A 14,092-nucleotide genomic window follows, 5' to 3' on the forward strand; every position below is an offset into this window, starting at 1 on the left:
ACCTTCGCGGCGACTAAGCTTTAACTTAGGACCTAAATATCTAGCCATTTTCTTTCTCCAACTATCCTAAAAAGTGCAATTAAACGCGACGTTTCTTAGGAGGACGACAACCATTATGAGGAATAGGCGTAACGTCAGTAATGTTGGTGATTTTAAAACCAGCAGCATTTAAGGCACGGATAGCAGATTCACGACCTGGACCTGGACCTTTAACGAACACTTCAATATTCTTCAAGCCAAACTCTTTTGCAGTAGCGCCTGCGCGGTCTGCAGCTACTTGCGCAGCAAAAGGGGTAGATTTACGTGAACCACGGAAACCTGAACCACCTGCAGTCGCCCAAGATAATGCATTACCTTGACGGTCTGTAAGAGTCACGATTGTGTTGTTGAAAGAAGCATGTATATGAGCCATGCCATCAGCAACTTGTTTTTTTACGCGTTTACGCGAACGAACGGGTGTTTTAGCCATTGTCTAGTTCCTCTTACTTCTTAATTGGCTTACGAGGACCTTTACGGGTACGCGCATTTGTTTTAGTGCGTTGACCACGTAGAGGAAGACTGCGACGGTGGCGTATACCACGGTAACAACCTAAATCCATAAGACGTTTAATATTCATTGAAACTTCACGGCGCAAATCACCTTCGACGGTAAATTTGTCCACTTCAGCACGGAGCAAATCAATTTTTGCTTCGTCTAATTCACTGATCTTCGTTGATTCATCGATACCTGCTGCTACACAAATTGCTTTCGCACGTGTTGCACCAATACCGTAAATCGCAGTAATGGCGATTACTGCATGCTTACGATCAGGGATGTTAATGCCAGCGATACGGGCCACTAAACACATCTCCTATAGTTATTTAAAATTACTTTGGTTGGAAAGCCCGTTAGGATACCCAACCATTCTCTTTTTTCGCAAATCGAAGCGGCATTATACAGAAAACTCTGCATAATGCCAGTTCAAAAAGATCTAAGCGTTAACTCGTTACTAATCTATAGCTTGCGCTTTTAATTCGTAACTCGTTGCTTGGGCAATTAGCCCTGTCTTTGTTTGTGCTTTGGCTCTGTGCAAAGAACGCGAATAACGCCTTTACGCTTAACCACTTTACAATTACGACAAATCTTTTTTACGGATGCACGTACTTTCATTTTATACTCCGTTACCTAATCAGCTCGGTCTAACGACCGCCTTTTAAGTTAGCTTTTTTAAGTACATTGTCATATTGATGAGACATCATATGCGTTTGTACTTGTGCCATAAAATCCATAATCACTACGACGATAATCAATAAAGATGTACCACCGAAATAGAACTGTACGTCCCATGCCATGATCATAAACTGTGGAACCAAACAGACAAAGGTAATATACATCGCACCAGCTAAGGTTAAGCGGGTCATTACTTTATCTATGTATTTGGATGTTTGTTCACCCGGACGAATCCCTGGAATGAACGCACCTGACTTTTTCAAGTTATCTGCTGTTTCACGCGGATTGAAAACAAGAGCCGTGTAAAAGAAACAGAAAAATATTATTGCAGCTGCTAGCATAAATACATACAAAGGTTGTCCTGGCGACATCGCCTGAGAAACACCTTGTAAGAAATCAGCTACCGGGCCATCACCTTGTCCAAACCAGCTCGCAAGCGTGCCTGGGAACAAAATAATACTTGAGGCAAAGATTGGAGGGATTACACCCGCCATATTCACTTTTAAAGGTAAATGTGTACTTTGCGCGGCAAAGACCTTGCGGCCTTGTTGGCGCTTAGCGTAGTTAACAACAATACGTCGTTGACCACGTTCTACAAATACTACCAAAAAAGTGATTGCAAATACCACAACGCCAATTAGCAATAATACTAATAAGTGCAATTCACCTTGACGCGCCATTTCAGCTGTTTGACCAACTGCTGATGGCATGCCCGCAACAATACCAGCGAAAATAATAATCGAAATACCATTACCGATTCCACGTTCAGTAATTTGCTCACCTAACCACATTAAAAACATGGTACCAGTAACCAAACTAATCACCGCGGTGAAATAGAATCCAAAGCCAGCGTTAATAACTAAGCCTTGCATCATTTCCGGTAAACTTCTGGCAATCGCTATCGATTGTACTGTTGCTAGAACAAGTGTGCCGTAGCGTGTGTATTGGCTGATTTTACGACGTCCAGCTTCACCTTCTTTCTTAAGCTCTGCAAATTTCGGTGTCATAACCGTAAGCAGTTGCATAATAATTGAAGCTGAGATGTACGGCATAATACCAAGCGCCAATACTGAGGCTCGTTCTAAAGCACCACCGGAGAACATGTTAAACATTTCTACAATGGTGCCCTTTTGTTGTTCAAAGAACTGAGCTAATACAGCGGCGTCAATACCAGGGATTGGTACAAATGATCCTAAACGAAGCACTACAAGCGCAACGAATACGAACCACAATCTTTGTTTTAGCTCAGACAAACCGCCTGCGCCTTTACTTCCCTTTTGAGAAGCCATTCCTGGTGTAGCCATGATCTGTATTATTCCTCGATGTTACCACCGGCAGCTTCAATAGCTGCACGAGCACCTTTAGTTACGCCTAGACCACGAACAGTTATCTTGCGTGTAATCTCGCCCGAAAGCATGATTTTTACAGCGATAACGTTACGGGTGATTAGACCAGCATCTTTCAACGCGTGAATATCAACAACATCACCTTTAATAAGGTTTAATTCATGTAAACGTACTTCAGCGCGAACTAAAGATTTACGTGATGTAAAACCAAATTTAGGTAAACGTTGTTTCAATGGCATTTGACCACCTTCAAAACCAGGACGTACACTACCGCCAGAACGAGACTTCTGACCTTTGTGACCACGACCACCAGTTTTACCGATGCCTGAACCAATACCACGACCACAGCGCTTTCTAGCTTTGTGAGAACCTGGTGCAGGGGATAAAGTATTTAAATGCATAATTAATCCTCCACCTTAATCATATAGTAAACCTTGTTAATCATACCACGTACAGATGGAGTATCTTCTAACTCAACTGTATGATTGATACGACGTAGACCAAGGCCTCTTAATGTAGCTCTATGTTTCGGTAAACGACCAATAGAACTTTTCAACTGAGTTACTTTAACTGTTTTAGACATGCTTAATTACCCCAAAATGTCTTCAACGCTTTTGCCACGTTTAGCTGCCATGCCTTCTGGTGAATGCATATTCACTAGGGCAGAAACAGTAGCGCGAACTACGTTGATTGGGTTAGTAGAACCGTATGCTTTTGACAATACGTTCTGAACGCCTGCTACTTCAAGTACTGCACGCATAGCGCCACCGGCGATGATACCTGTACCTTCAGAAGCTGGTTGCATGTAAACTTTAGAACCAGAGTGCTTGCCAATAATGACATGTTGAAGAGTAGTACCCTTCAGGTCAACGTTTACGATGTTACGGTGTGCTTTTTCCATTGCTTTTTGGATTGCAGCAGGCACTTCACGTGCTTTACCGTAGCCAAAACCAACACGACCATTACCGTCACCAACTACTGTTAGTGCAGTAAAGCTGAAAATACGACCACCTTTAACCACTTTTGAAACGCGGTTAACGGCGATTAGCTTTTCAGCCATATCACTTTGCTGTGAGTTTTCTTGATTATGATTAGCCATTATCAACCCCTAGAATTGAAGACCAGCTTCACGAGCTGCTTCTGCTAACGCTTTCACGCGGCCATGGTAACGAAACCCAGAACGATCAAAAGCGATGCTTGTGATGCCCTTAGCTACAGCACGTTCAGCAATTGCTGTACCTACTGCTGTTGCTGCTGCAACATTACCGGTTTTTTCCAATTGTGCTGCTACTTCTTTGTCTAAAGTAGACGCAGATGCGATAACCTCAGAACCAGTTGGCGCAATCAATTGTGCGTAAATGTGACGAGGAGTACGGAATACAACTAAACGATTCGCACCCAACTCGCTAATTTTTGCACGAGAGCGTTTAGCCCTGCGCAAACGAGATGTTTTCTTATCCATAGTATTACCCTACTTCTTTTTAGCTTCTTTACGACGAACATGTTCATCAGCGTAACGAACACCTTTACCTTTATAAGGCTCAGGTTTACGGTATGCGCGAATGTTCGCAGCGGTTTGACCAACTAAATGCTTATCTGCACCTTTCAGTACAACTTCAGTTTGGCTAGGAGTTTCACAAGTAATTCCTGCAGGAATTGTATGTTTAATTGGGTGTGAAAAACCTAAAGATAAATCAAGAGACTTACCCGCAGCTTTGGCACGGTAACCAACACCTTGTAAAACTAATTTCTTTTCAAAACCTTTACTAACACCTTCAACCATATTATTGATTAAAGCACGTGTAGTACCGGCTTGAGCCCAAGCGCCTTTAACATCAGCAACGATATTAGTAATGATGTTGTTTTCTTCTTGAGAAACAACAACGTCACTATGGATCGTGCGAGATAATTCGCCTACTGGACCTTTAACTGTAATGTCTTGACCTGATAACGTAATGGTAACGCCAGCAGGAACAACGACAGGTGCTTTTGCAACACGAGACATATTATTCTCCTTACTCTACGAAACCAAGAACTTCACCGCCAATACCCGCAGAGCGAGCGGCGCGATCAGTCATCAAACCTTTAGAAGTAGAAATGATCGCAATACCCATACCTGCAAGAACTTTAGGAAGTTCATCACAGCTTTTGTATATACGAAGACCAGGACGTGAAACACGTTTGATCACTTCAATTACTTCTTTACCTTCAAAATATTTCAACTCTACAGATAGCTCTGGCTTTACTTCGCCTGCTACTGAAAAATCTGAAATATAACCTTCTTCTTTAAGCAAGTTGGCAATTGCAACTTTAACTTTAGAAGATGGCATTGTTACTGCAACTTTTGTTGCAGATTGACCGTTGCGGATGCGTGTAAACATGTCCGCGATAGGATCAGTCATCATAACCATTTACTCCCGTGAATTACCAACTAGCTTTCTTAAGACCTGGAACTTCACCACGCATCATAGTTTCGCGTAATTTAATACGGCTTAAACCAAATTTACGTAAGAAACCATGTGGACGTCCAGTAATGTTACAACGGTTACGTTGACGACTACTGCTCGAATCACGAGGTAAACTTTGAAGTTTCAATACAGCATCCCAGCGTTCTTCTTCAGAAGAATCTACACCAGAGATGATTGCTTTTAACGCAGCACGCTTTTCAGCATATTGTGCTACTAACTTGGTTCTTTTAGCTTCACGAGCTTTCATTGACGTTTTAGCCATAACTCTACACCTTCTTCTTGAACGGGAAATCAAAGGCAGACAATAAAGCTAGTCCTTCTTCGTTATCTTTCGCGCTAGTAGTAATAGTGACATCTAGTCCGCGAATTTTATCGATTTTATCGTATTCGATTTCCGGGAAGATGATTTGCTCACGAACGCCCATGCTGTAGTTTCCACGACCATCAAATGACTTAGGATTTAAGCCACGAAAATCGCGAATACGAGGAATAGAAATAGAGATTAAACGCTCTAAAAATTCCCACATACGTTCGCCACGAAGAGTTACTTTCGTACCAATAGGATAGCCTTCACGAATCTTGAAGCCCGCAACTGATTTGCGTGCTACTGTCGTGAGCGGCTTTTGACCTGAGATTGCAGTAAGATCATTTGTGGCGTGCTCTAATACTTTCTTATCAGAAATCGCTTCACCAACGCCCATATTAAGGGTGATCTTTTCAATCCGAGGGACTTGCATGACACTTTTATAACCGAATTGCTTTTGCAATTCAGCTACAACTGTATCTTTGTAAAAATCATGCAGTTTCGCCATCGTTTACTCCAATTAAATTAATTCGTTATCAGATTTGAAGAAACGAACTTTTTTGCCGTCTTCAATTCTAAAACCAACGCGATCAGCCTTGCCCGATTTCGGGTTAAGGATAGCTACGTTAGAAACTTGCAAAGGTGCTTCTTTTTCAACAATTCCACCAGGCTGCTGTAACTGAGGTACAGGCTTAGTGTGTTTCTTGATTAAGTTAACGCCTTCTACGAATACTTTGCCGCTTTCAACAAGAACTTTGGTAACTTTACCAGTTTTGCCCTTGTCTTTGCCTGCAAGTATAACTACTTCATCATCACGACGAATTTTAGATGCCATTATCGTGACTCCTTATAGTACTTCAGGTGCTAATGATACGATTTTCATAAATTTTTCATTACGAAGTTCACGTGTCACAGGCCCGAAAATACGAGTACCAATTGGTTGTAAGTTTGCATTCAAAATTACAGCCGCGTTTTCATCAAAACGGATAGCAGAGCCATCTGTACGACGAATACCTTTCTTAGTGCGCACCACTACCGCAGTAACAACATCACCTTTTTTTACTTTACCGCGAGGACTTGCTTCCTTTACGGCAACTTTGATGATATCACCAATGCGTGCATAGCGACGGTGCGAGCCACCAAGAACCTTTATACATTGAACACGCTTAGCGCCACTGTTATCAGCAACATTCAGCTGTGATTGCATTTGGATCATTGATTTTTTGCTCCATTTTTATCTTCTTACCTACATGTTTCCAAAAGAAAACAATCAGTAAAACAAAAAGATAAGTTATAATTCAAGGCCAGAAATTTGACCCGTCACTGCCTTAAAAAGACTACCCTACCACTGAGAATAAAAGTTCAATAACTAACACTCAAAGCAAGCGGGCGCGAGATTATAACACCACCGGTGATAAAGTGGTAGTTTAATTAACTAAAAAACAATCAAGGGTATGTTAGGTTTTTACCTAACGAATAAAACAACGCTAATGCAACGCCAGTAAGGTAAAAACTTTATTGATCATATTTAATATGCAATCAGCACTAATTTAATAATGTATCAAAGGCTAGTGTACGTTCTATTCGAATAAAAACCTTCGCGCCGCCATACAAGGCCTGAAGTGGTATAATTGCAAATTCACAAGAGGATAGTCTTACTATTGAAGCGTTTATAACAGTAAAAAGCCTAAGTATTCATCAAATACTTAGGCTTTATAGTCAATTCATACATTAGGAAGGTTAGAATATAGAGCCAATTTCTAAGTGAACCATCCCCATACTTAAATCATCAGAGTTGCTCATAGTAATCCAATTCTGTTGGTAGCTAGCACGGAAGAATATACTGTTATCTAATTCATATCGAAAACCCGCAGCAACATTATAAGAAAAACGAGTATCGTTATGGGTATTTTGATAACCTTCACAAATGTATCCCCACCACGGATCCCACCAACATATGGTATTTGGCGGGCCATCGGCTATATTACTATCTAGGTAACTCCAACCAGCACCTGCTTGTACAAACGGTGTAAATTGTTCAGTCATAAAATTATAGACAACATTAAATTGGCTATTATATATATTCATTTTATGCTTTATGTTGTATGTATTATCATCTTCGCTAACGAGCGTTGCATCATACTTTGGCGATGTTGATGAAAATTCAAAATTAACCAAAACGTGAGGGTTAACGTTATAACCTAAAGTAAAACCCCAACCAATATCACTATCTATATCTACCGCTGAACCATTTTCACCACTGATATCTGAAGACAAACTATTAAGCGTAATAAAACTTGCTTCCCATTTACCATCACGTTGAGTGTATTTAGCTTGGGAATCAATACTATAACTAAGTACTAATAAAGCCATTATACTCAATAGAACAAGTCCATGTTTTGCCAACATCTTTAAGTATCCTTTTTAGTTACTAACTAAACTACTTGGTCGCACGAGAAACATACTCACCTGAGCGCGTATCAATTCTTACTTTTTCACCTATTTGCACAAACAACGGTACACGTACTACCGCACCTGTTGCTAAGGTAGCAGGTTTTCCACCCGTACCAGCAGTGTCACCTTTAAGGCCAGGATCAGTTTCAGTAATATCAATTTCAACAAAGTTAGGTGTTGTCACTGAAATAGGGGAATTATTCCATAAAGTAATGGTACAAATATCACCTTCAACTAACCATTTAACCGTATCAGCAACCGCCTTATCATCAGCCGCAATTTGTTCAAATGTTTCATTATTCATGAAATGCCAAAACTCACCGTCAGCATAAAGGTAAGCAAGCTCTACTTCCATTACATCAGCGCCTTCAACAGATTCGCCAGACTTAAAGGTTTTTTCTAACACTTTACCTGAAACCAATTTGCGAATTTTTACTCGGCTGAACGCTTGTCCTTTGCCTGGTTTAACCAATTCATTTTCAATAATGTTACATGGTTCGCCATCAAGCATGATTTTAAGTCCAGCTTTAAACTGGTTGGTACTGAAATTCGCCATAAGTGTGCTCTTTTATTAATTGTTGATAACCTTTAAACTACACAGCATAGTTAAATTATAACTGAGTAGAAATTTACCATTGGAATTAGAATTACCGCTGATAATAACCCAAATAGACAAGGATTTGCATCCTTGTGAGCAAAAATCATGGCAAAAATATTTGCAAGAAGTAATTACTGAGCCAGAAAAGTTACTCTCCTTAGTTAATATCAATCCTGAACAGTATTTACACCATTTTAAAGCGCGACAATTATTTCCAGTGCGAGTACCACTGCCTTTTATTAAACGGATTAAAAAAGGCGATATTGACGATCCGCTTTTAAAGCAAGTCATGCCATTATCAAGTGAGTTTGTTGTTACTGACGGTTTTGTTGCTGATCCATTACAAGAGCACGATACAGTCGCGACAGGCTTACTACATAAATATAAAAACCGCGTGTTGATGATCGTAAAGTCAGCTTGTGCAATAAATTGCCGTTATTGTTTTCGTCGACACTTTCCTTATCAAGATAACAGCCCAAGCAAACAACATTGGCAGCCCGCTTTAAACTATATCTCAGCACATAAAGAAATATCAGAAGTGATTTTTAGCGGTGGCGATCCCTTGATGGCAAATGATCAACATTTAGCTTGGCTAGTCAAACAAATAGAGCAAATTTCACATGTTAAATGGTTACGCATCCATACACGATTACCCGTGGTAATACCTAATCGCATCACGAGTGATTTAGTGTCTTTACTCAAAAATAGTCGTTTAAAAGCCACTATGGTGTTGCATATAAATCATGGTAACGAAATTGATGATGATTTGACTGCAGCACTTGAACCATTGCGTGATGCTAGGATCCCACTATTTAATCAAAGTGTATTGCTTAAAGGGGTTAATGATAATGCCAACACGTTAATTGAACTAAGCGAAAAGATGTTTTATGCCGGTATTCAACCCTATTATTTACATCTTTTTGATCCCGTTCAAGGCGCTGCGCATTTTGATGTAAAACAAGAAGCCGCTGTTAGCATTATGAATGAAATGCTCGCGACATTACCGGGATTTTTAATGCCTAAACTCGTCAGGGAAATTGCAGGACAAGCGAATAAAACCCCAATTAATTTGACATGACATTTAAACAGAACATAATTAAGTTAATACACAACAAAACTAACCATAGTGCAAATAGTCTGACATAATATATTGTAGATCGTACTTCGATTATATATACCCATGATACTTCAAGATGTGCTGAATCCGACATATTAAAGTAACATGGGTATATACGGATATCTCTGATTAGACAATGCTTAGACAATGCTTAGACAATGCAGAACGTGATATATCCTGTACGGCAATATTATTAACCACTCAAACCGATAAAGAAAACACCATGACCAAAGCGATAGAACAGCAATTAATCGAAAACATTTCAGTCATTTTAAAAAAATCATTAACCGCAGATGCCACTTTAGCCGATCTACGTGAGAAGAAAGTAGCCAGTTTTGAAGCCGTTTTCAAAAAAGAGGCAGGTTTTACTTGTTCCGCCAATACCTTTCAACCTTATATTCAAGAAATTGCTGATGATTTTCTTCATTGGCAAGAAAATAAAACCCAACAACAATTACTTATCCCTCTAGTGAAAAAAATTGAACAGTTATTCACGGTATTGGCCGGTTTTGAGCAAAGCCATAGTGCTTAAATCTATATAGCTTAAACCACTCTGTCGCTAACAACTTGCAACTGACACTGGTGTTTTTCAAGTAATGATAAAATAGTTAGGTTCAACTGATTAATTTCATTTAGATAAACATCAAAGTTAGTTGTTTTAACATAAACTAAAATATTGATTTCAATCCCTTGATAAGTACATGCTTTCATATGCACTCGTTGTGGCTCTGTAGATAAAGCTTCAACACTTATAAAGTAATAGCACCAATAATATTTTCTACCGTTTTTTGTGCTGCAAGGGCTATGGCTAAACCACCAAGACCCAAAGCCAAGCAATAGTCAGTAAAGTTGCCCATTCAGATACAGCCTTTGAAGCTAATGTAGTATTGGCATCAGGTAAAATAATGCGTAAAAAAATAACAGACAATAATAAAGCGAGTGGCTTTCTAATAAATGTTTGAGTTTCCAAAGAGAGTTTTGGATAAAAAAGTATCAGTAGTTTACTCAATAACCAAGTCAATACTTTAGCAGCAAGAAAAAAAACAAAAAACATGAAGAAGAAATACACCCATTGCCACAGCAGCACGCCCAAGAAACTTGCTGATGCTTTCAGTGTCTATCCATAAGGTTCTCCCTAAAACCACATATAATTGTCTGGCTAGCTCTTCTTTACTCACAGAGAGTGTGTTTTTTTAACATTTCTAAAATCAATAAATTCCATTGCTCGAACAAAGTCTTGATTTTTCGCAGCCAATAAAAAGCCTTCAAAGCTACTTCTAGGCTGCCCACGATTATATTTATCTTCTGGTACATAGTACTCAAAAGAAGAATCGTTTTCATCAGATGTCGCTGTTTGTTGATTGTTGATTTTCTTTTTCCAAAACATCTTTTAATGAAACTTGAGGTGCTTGTTGTTCTTGTGCATATAAAACATTAGGGAAAACCAAAACAAACAGACAAAATAATATGGATCATGAAGTTTTCATGCATGATTCCGAGAGATAGGTATAATAATAAGCTTACACAGGTAAGTAATTAACCTCAAGATAGTCATTTTATTTAGGCAATAAAAAAGCCGCCGAAGCAGCTTTTCTTATAATGTCTGTTGATAAGGTTACTTTTTCTCAACGACGAACTCTTTGAAGGTTTCAGCAAACCATTCATCCAACATTTTCTTTTCGTAACCTAGTGATTCATTACGGTACTTTAAATTACTCCCCATCATAAAACTCATGTCCCTAATTACGACTTCATCCGACGTAACTATGCTGCCATTAGCATTAACTAATTCGTAAGAAAAATTCATTCTGGGAAAATAAATATCTTTAACAATACGAAATTGATTAATACCGCCACTATGGGTATCGCCCGCTAAATCCACATCAGTAACATTGATTTTTAACACTTGCCCTTCTGGCAAATTTTTTGCTAATTTAGCAAAGTGTTTCTCAAAGCTTTCAAAGATACGTTCGCGAAAACTCTTGCGACCTTCACTACTTGGTTGTATATCTCGATATTTTTCATGATCGGTCCAAGTCACTTCTGATGTAGCTGCATAAGCCACATAAGGTAATGAGAAAAAAGTAAACATAACCAGTATAGTAATCGTTAATTTTTTCATTAGCATATCCTCTTATGAACGGTATATCTAATTAGACCCTATTTCGGTGAAGAACATTGTAAATTAATGTTAATTTGTTTGGTAAAATTGTTTCATTACGTTTGCTACGATTTTAGCGGCACGCTGGTGGCGCTGCGCAGGAGTGAGATCAGTATTAGCAAAGCCTTGTGCTATACCTCGCCATACACGTTGTCCAGTAACAGCATCTTCAATGTAAATTAATAAACTCCCTTTCTTTAAACCTGATTTTTCTGATAGACCCGGCGTTATGCCAAATTTATCACTAATTTTTTTATCCGATAAATCATTTGAAAGTGCAACACCAAAGCCAACATAAAAAGCAGCTTGTTGTATTGCTTTTCCAGTAACGTAACCATTTTTTATTAAATCACTCACAATAGCATTATTATAAAGATGGTAAATAACTTGAGTTTGTTCTGCCTTTAAAGAAGTTTCTTTAACATATTTAGGTGAAAGTGCAAACAAACTCCCCTGAGGGTAACTGACAGGTGAATCTCTAACACTAGAAATAGCCAGCTGATTGTTATTTTGTTTCTGTTCAGGTGGAACTTGTACACAACCGGTGATTACCCAGCTAGACAAAAGCATTATAAATAAACTGATATTTTTTTTCATTTTTCAATCCTAGAAATGTTTTAAGCTAGACTATCACACTCGTTACTAACTTATAGCAACGAAATACAGTAAGTAAGTATAAATATAGAACGTATTCAATTCTGCAATAAAGTGTAATTACCTTTGTTAATTTCTTGTGATACTCCATTTTAGCTATCTAGCAATAGTTTTATCAGTTTACTCTTTAATACCTCTGCAGTTATACCGTCCCATTGAATTGTGAACACAATTGGCCTATTTTTAATCGCGTGTGTTCTGCGCTAATTAACTCCTCTTTTTCTAGTTTTAACATTATTTTTAAGATAATTATTTAAATCGGTGACTTTTGAAGGTACCCTCCCGCTATGAAATAAGAAATTAAATAAAATAACATGAAACTCTACAAGGATTTAACCATGAAAACTTTTAAAATCACTCTATTAGCAGCATTAATTAGTTCTCCGTTAGCGGCAGAAGCCATCGATAAAACATGGGAAGTGGGTGTGTTTGGTGAATACATCAAATCAAGCACAAATAAAGAAGACCAAGCTGACTGGCAACAAATTGAAGCTGGCAGAGGTATTGGTATTGATTTAGAAAAAATAATCAATGATCAATGGAATGCTCGTTTTGAATTAGCGAAAACTCGTTACGACATTCAAAATGGTAATGATACTGATTACGGCACACGATTCGGTATTGATGCAATTTATAAAGTTAAAGATTCAGGTCTATATCTTTTCGCGGGTGTGAAACGTTTTAACAATGTAAAAAGTTACAATGCCGTTAATGTAGGGGCGGGCTATAGCTATCAAATCAATGAGCGTTTTTCTTTATATAGTGAAGCGGTTGTATATCGTGATGTTGATTATGGCTATACCGATCAGGGTATTAAATTTGGTTTGAAATACGCCTTTGGTGAAGCGACAAAAACAGCTGTAGTTAGTAAGCCTGTAGAACAGGAAGTAATACCAGCATCAGTAGAGAAAGAAATAGTGCCTGTATCTGCAGTTGCAGTAATCATTACTGATACCGATAATGACGGCATTAGTGATGAAAACGACAATTGTAAAAATACACCTAAAAATGTAGAAGTGGATCCAAAAGGATGCCCACTATTTTTAGATACCGCTGTAGATGTTGAATTGAACGTATCGTTTGAAACGAATAGCGCACAATTAAAAACAGAATCAATGGTTGATATTCAACGTTTGGCTGATTTTATGGCAGAATACAAAAATACAAGTGCTGCCATTGAGGGACATAGCTCTGCTGTAGGGAATGAAAAATATAACCTAACACTTTCACAAAAGCGTGCTGATGCGGTTAAAAAGGTATTGATTACTCAGTTTAATATTGAAGAAAGCCGCTTATCTTCAACAGGCTTTGGTGAAACGCAGTTAATTTCTAAAGGCAATACTAAAGCCGACCATAAAGTAAACCGTCGAGTAGTTGCTAGCATAGAAGCGACTGTTAAAAAAATGAAGATAAAAGGCTAAAGAATCACATAATATTTAGTTGTAAGTTGAAGTAAATATACTTAGCGATATACACTACTATAAAGACTAAAAAGCCCGAATATTTCTATTCGGGCTTTTTCAATTTTGAGCTAGTAAATGGTAATGACTATTTATGCGTAGAGTAAACTGTTTATTCAAGACGCTTTATAGTGACGTTTAGGCTTATTAAGCGAACTATAAAGCAACGAAGAAATTAACAATTGAGACAAGCATAAATCACATCATGCTGCCCCAACACTGTAACACACTAATTTTAAAGAAAAATAAACACCAGTAAATTATAGTAGCCTGCATTATACCCTTGAGCTACTGACGCTCTTTAATAACTGGATTGTTCC

24 protein-coding genes are annotated in these 14,092 nt (G+C 38.4%); 3 read left to right on the forward strand and 21 right to left on the reverse strand.

Annotated features, from left to right (window positions below):
- Positions 1-79: 79 nt before the first annotated feature.
- The 16 genes from rpsK to efp all read right to left on the reverse strand — a co-directional run bounded on the left by rpsK (position 80) and on the right by efp (position 8,338).
- Positions 80-469, reverse strand: a complete 390-nt coding sequence (gene rpsK / locus DWA31_RS05025; RefSeq protein WP_114325558.1) for a 30S ribosomal protein S11 — start codon at positions 467-469, stop codon at positions 80-82.
- A 13-nt stretch (positions 470-482) separates the two neighbouring features.
- Positions 483-839, reverse strand: coding sequence for a 30S ribosomal protein S13 (gene rpsM / locus DWA31_RS05030; protein ID WP_114325559.1), 357 nt, complete (start codon positions 837-839; stop codon positions 483-485).
- Between the two features lie 197 nt (positions 840-1,036).
- On the reverse strand, positions 1,037-1,150 hold the full coding sequence (gene rpmJ / locus DWA31_RS05035) for a 50S ribosomal protein L36 (protein WP_083926946.1): 114 nt from the start codon (positions 1,148-1,150) through the stop codon (positions 1,037-1,039).
- A gap of 29 nt (positions 1,151-1,179) precedes the next feature.
- Positions 1,180-2,514, reverse strand: a complete 1,335-nt coding sequence (secY, locus tag DWA31_RS05040; protein WP_114325560.1) for a preprotein translocase subunit SecY — start codon at positions 2,512-2,514, stop codon at positions 1,180-1,182.
- An 8-nt stretch (positions 2,515-2,522) separates the two neighbouring features.
- Positions 2,523-2,957, reverse strand: a complete 435-nt coding sequence (gene rplO / locus DWA31_RS05045; RefSeq protein ID WP_114325561.1) for a 50S ribosomal protein L15 — start codon at positions 2,955-2,957, stop codon at positions 2,523-2,525.
- A gap of 2 nt (positions 2,958-2,959) precedes the next feature.
- Entirely contained in the window at positions 2,960-3,139 is a 180-nt protein-coding gene (gene rpmD, locus DWA31_RS05050) for a 50S ribosomal protein L30 (protein WP_114325562.1), read from the reverse strand.
- A 6-nt stretch (positions 3,140-3,145) separates the two neighbouring features.
- Positions 3,146-3,655 carry a 30S ribosomal protein S5 gene (gene rpsE, locus DWA31_RS05055; protein WP_114325563.1) on the reverse strand — a complete coding sequence of 170 codons (510 nt, stop codon included), beginning with the start codon at positions 3,653-3,655 and terminating at the stop codon, positions 3,146-3,148.
- Positions 3,656-3,664: 9 nt separating this feature from the next.
- Positions 3,665-4,018, reverse strand: coding sequence for a 50S ribosomal protein L18 (gene rplR, locus DWA31_RS05060; RefSeq protein WP_114325564.1), 354 nt, complete (start codon positions 4,016-4,018; stop codon positions 3,665-3,667).
- A 9-nt stretch (positions 4,019-4,027) separates the two neighbouring features.
- Positions 4,028-4,561 (reverse strand): 50S ribosomal protein L6, encoded by a 534-nt coding sequence (gene rplF / locus DWA31_RS05065; protein ID WP_114325565.1) that lies wholly within the window; start codon positions 4,559-4,561, stop codon positions 4,028-4,030.
- 10 nt (positions 4,562-4,571) lie between these two features.
- Positions 4,572-4,961: a 30S ribosomal protein S8 gene (gene rpsH, locus DWA31_RS05070; protein WP_425451858.1), complete on the reverse strand. Its 390-nt coding sequence runs from the start codon at positions 4,959-4,961 to the stop codon at positions 4,572-4,574.
- A 19-nt stretch (positions 4,962-4,980) separates the two neighbouring features.
- Positions 4,981-5,286 carry a 30S ribosomal protein S14 gene (rpsN, locus tag DWA31_RS05075; RefSeq protein ID WP_085331331.1) on the reverse strand — a complete coding sequence of 102 codons (306 nt, stop codon included), beginning with the start codon at positions 5,284-5,286 and terminating at the stop codon, positions 4,981-4,983.
- Between the two features lie 4 nt (positions 5,287-5,290).
- Positions 5,291-5,836: a 50S ribosomal protein L5 gene (gene rplE / locus DWA31_RS05080; RefSeq protein ID WP_114325567.1), complete on the reverse strand. Its 546-nt coding sequence runs from the start codon at positions 5,834-5,836 to the stop codon at positions 5,291-5,293.
- Between the two features lie 12 nt (positions 5,837-5,848).
- On the reverse strand, positions 5,849-6,163 hold the full coding sequence (gene rplX, locus DWA31_RS05085) for a 50S ribosomal protein L24 (protein ID WP_114325568.1): 315 nt from the start codon (positions 6,161-6,163) through the stop codon (positions 5,849-5,851).
- Positions 6,164-6,175: 12 nt separating this feature from the next.
- Entirely contained in the window at positions 6,176-6,544 is a 369-nt protein-coding gene (gene rplN / locus DWA31_RS05090; protein ID WP_114325569.1) for a 50S ribosomal protein L14, read from the reverse strand.
- A 524-nt stretch (positions 6,545-7,068) separates the two neighbouring features.
- Complete coding sequence (locus tag DWA31_RS05095) at positions 7,069-7,701, reverse strand: porin family protein (protein ID WP_245942493.1); 633 nt, start codon at positions 7,699-7,701, stop codon at positions 7,069-7,071.
- A gap of 67 nt (positions 7,702-7,768) precedes the next feature.
- Positions 7,769-8,338: an elongation factor P gene (gene efp, locus DWA31_RS05100; RefSeq protein ID WP_114325571.1), complete on the reverse strand. Its 570-nt coding sequence runs from the start codon at positions 8,336-8,338 to the stop codon at positions 7,769-7,771.
- A 79-nt stretch (positions 8,339-8,417) separates the two neighbouring features.
- Between efp and epmB the strand changes: the two genes are divergently transcribed.
- Both epmB and DWA31_RS05110 read left to right on the forward strand, forming a co-directional pair.
- Positions 8,418-9,458, forward strand: a complete 1,041-nt coding sequence (epmB, locus tag DWA31_RS05105) for an EF-P beta-lysylation protein EpmB (protein ID WP_114325572.1) — start codon at positions 8,418-8,420, stop codon at positions 9,456-9,458.
- A gap of 175 nt (positions 9,459-9,633) precedes the next feature.
- Positions 9,634-10,029 (forward strand): hypothetical protein, encoded by a 396-nt coding sequence (locus DWA31_RS05110; protein WP_245942495.1) that lies wholly within the window; start codon positions 9,634-9,636, stop codon positions 10,027-10,029.
- 11 nt (positions 10,030-10,040) lie between these two features.
- Here the strand turns inward: DWA31_RS05110 and DWA31_RS17130 are convergent, their stop codons facing one another.
- From DWA31_RS17130 to DWA31_RS05130, 5 genes are all read right to left on the reverse strand, one after another.
- Complete coding sequence (locus DWA31_RS17130) at positions 10,041-10,208, reverse strand: hypothetical protein (RefSeq protein ID WP_168427286.1); 168 nt, start codon at positions 10,206-10,208, stop codon at positions 10,041-10,043.
- Between the two features lie 97 nt (positions 10,209-10,305).
- Positions 10,306-10,551 (reverse strand): hypothetical protein, encoded by a 246-nt coding sequence (locus DWA31_RS17020; RefSeq protein ID WP_136037975.1) that lies wholly within the window; start codon positions 10,549-10,551, stop codon positions 10,306-10,308.
- A 120-nt stretch (positions 10,552-10,671) separates the two neighbouring features.
- Entirely contained in the window at positions 10,672-10,884 is a 213-nt protein-coding gene (locus tag DWA31_RS05120) for a hypothetical protein (RefSeq protein WP_114325573.1), read from the reverse strand.
- 228 nt (positions 10,885-11,112) lie between these two features.
- Positions 11,113-11,619 carry a DUF3016 domain-containing protein gene (locus DWA31_RS05125; protein ID WP_114325574.1) on the reverse strand — a complete coding sequence of 169 codons (507 nt, stop codon included), beginning with the start codon at positions 11,617-11,619 and terminating at the stop codon, positions 11,113-11,115.
- Between the two features lie 69 nt (positions 11,620-11,688).
- On the reverse strand, positions 11,689-12,255 hold the full coding sequence (locus tag DWA31_RS05130; RefSeq protein ID WP_114325575.1) for a DUF4136 domain-containing protein: 567 nt from the start codon (positions 12,253-12,255) through the stop codon (positions 11,689-11,691).
- A gap of 395 nt (positions 12,256-12,650) precedes the next feature.
- On the opposite strand from DWA31_RS05130, the gene DWA31_RS05135 reads away from it, so the two are divergent.
- Positions 12,651-13,733: an OmpA family protein gene (locus DWA31_RS05135; RefSeq protein ID WP_168427287.1), complete on the forward strand. Its 1,083-nt coding sequence runs from the start codon at positions 12,651-12,653 to the stop codon at positions 13,731-13,733.
- The last annotated feature ends 359 nt before the right edge of the window (positions 13,734-14,092 follow it).

This window comes from Candidatus Colwellia aromaticivorans (assembly GCF_003333305.1).
Taxonomy (GTDB): Bacteria; Pseudomonadota; Gammaproteobacteria; order Enterobacterales; family Alteromonadaceae; genus Colwellia; species Colwellia aromaticivorans.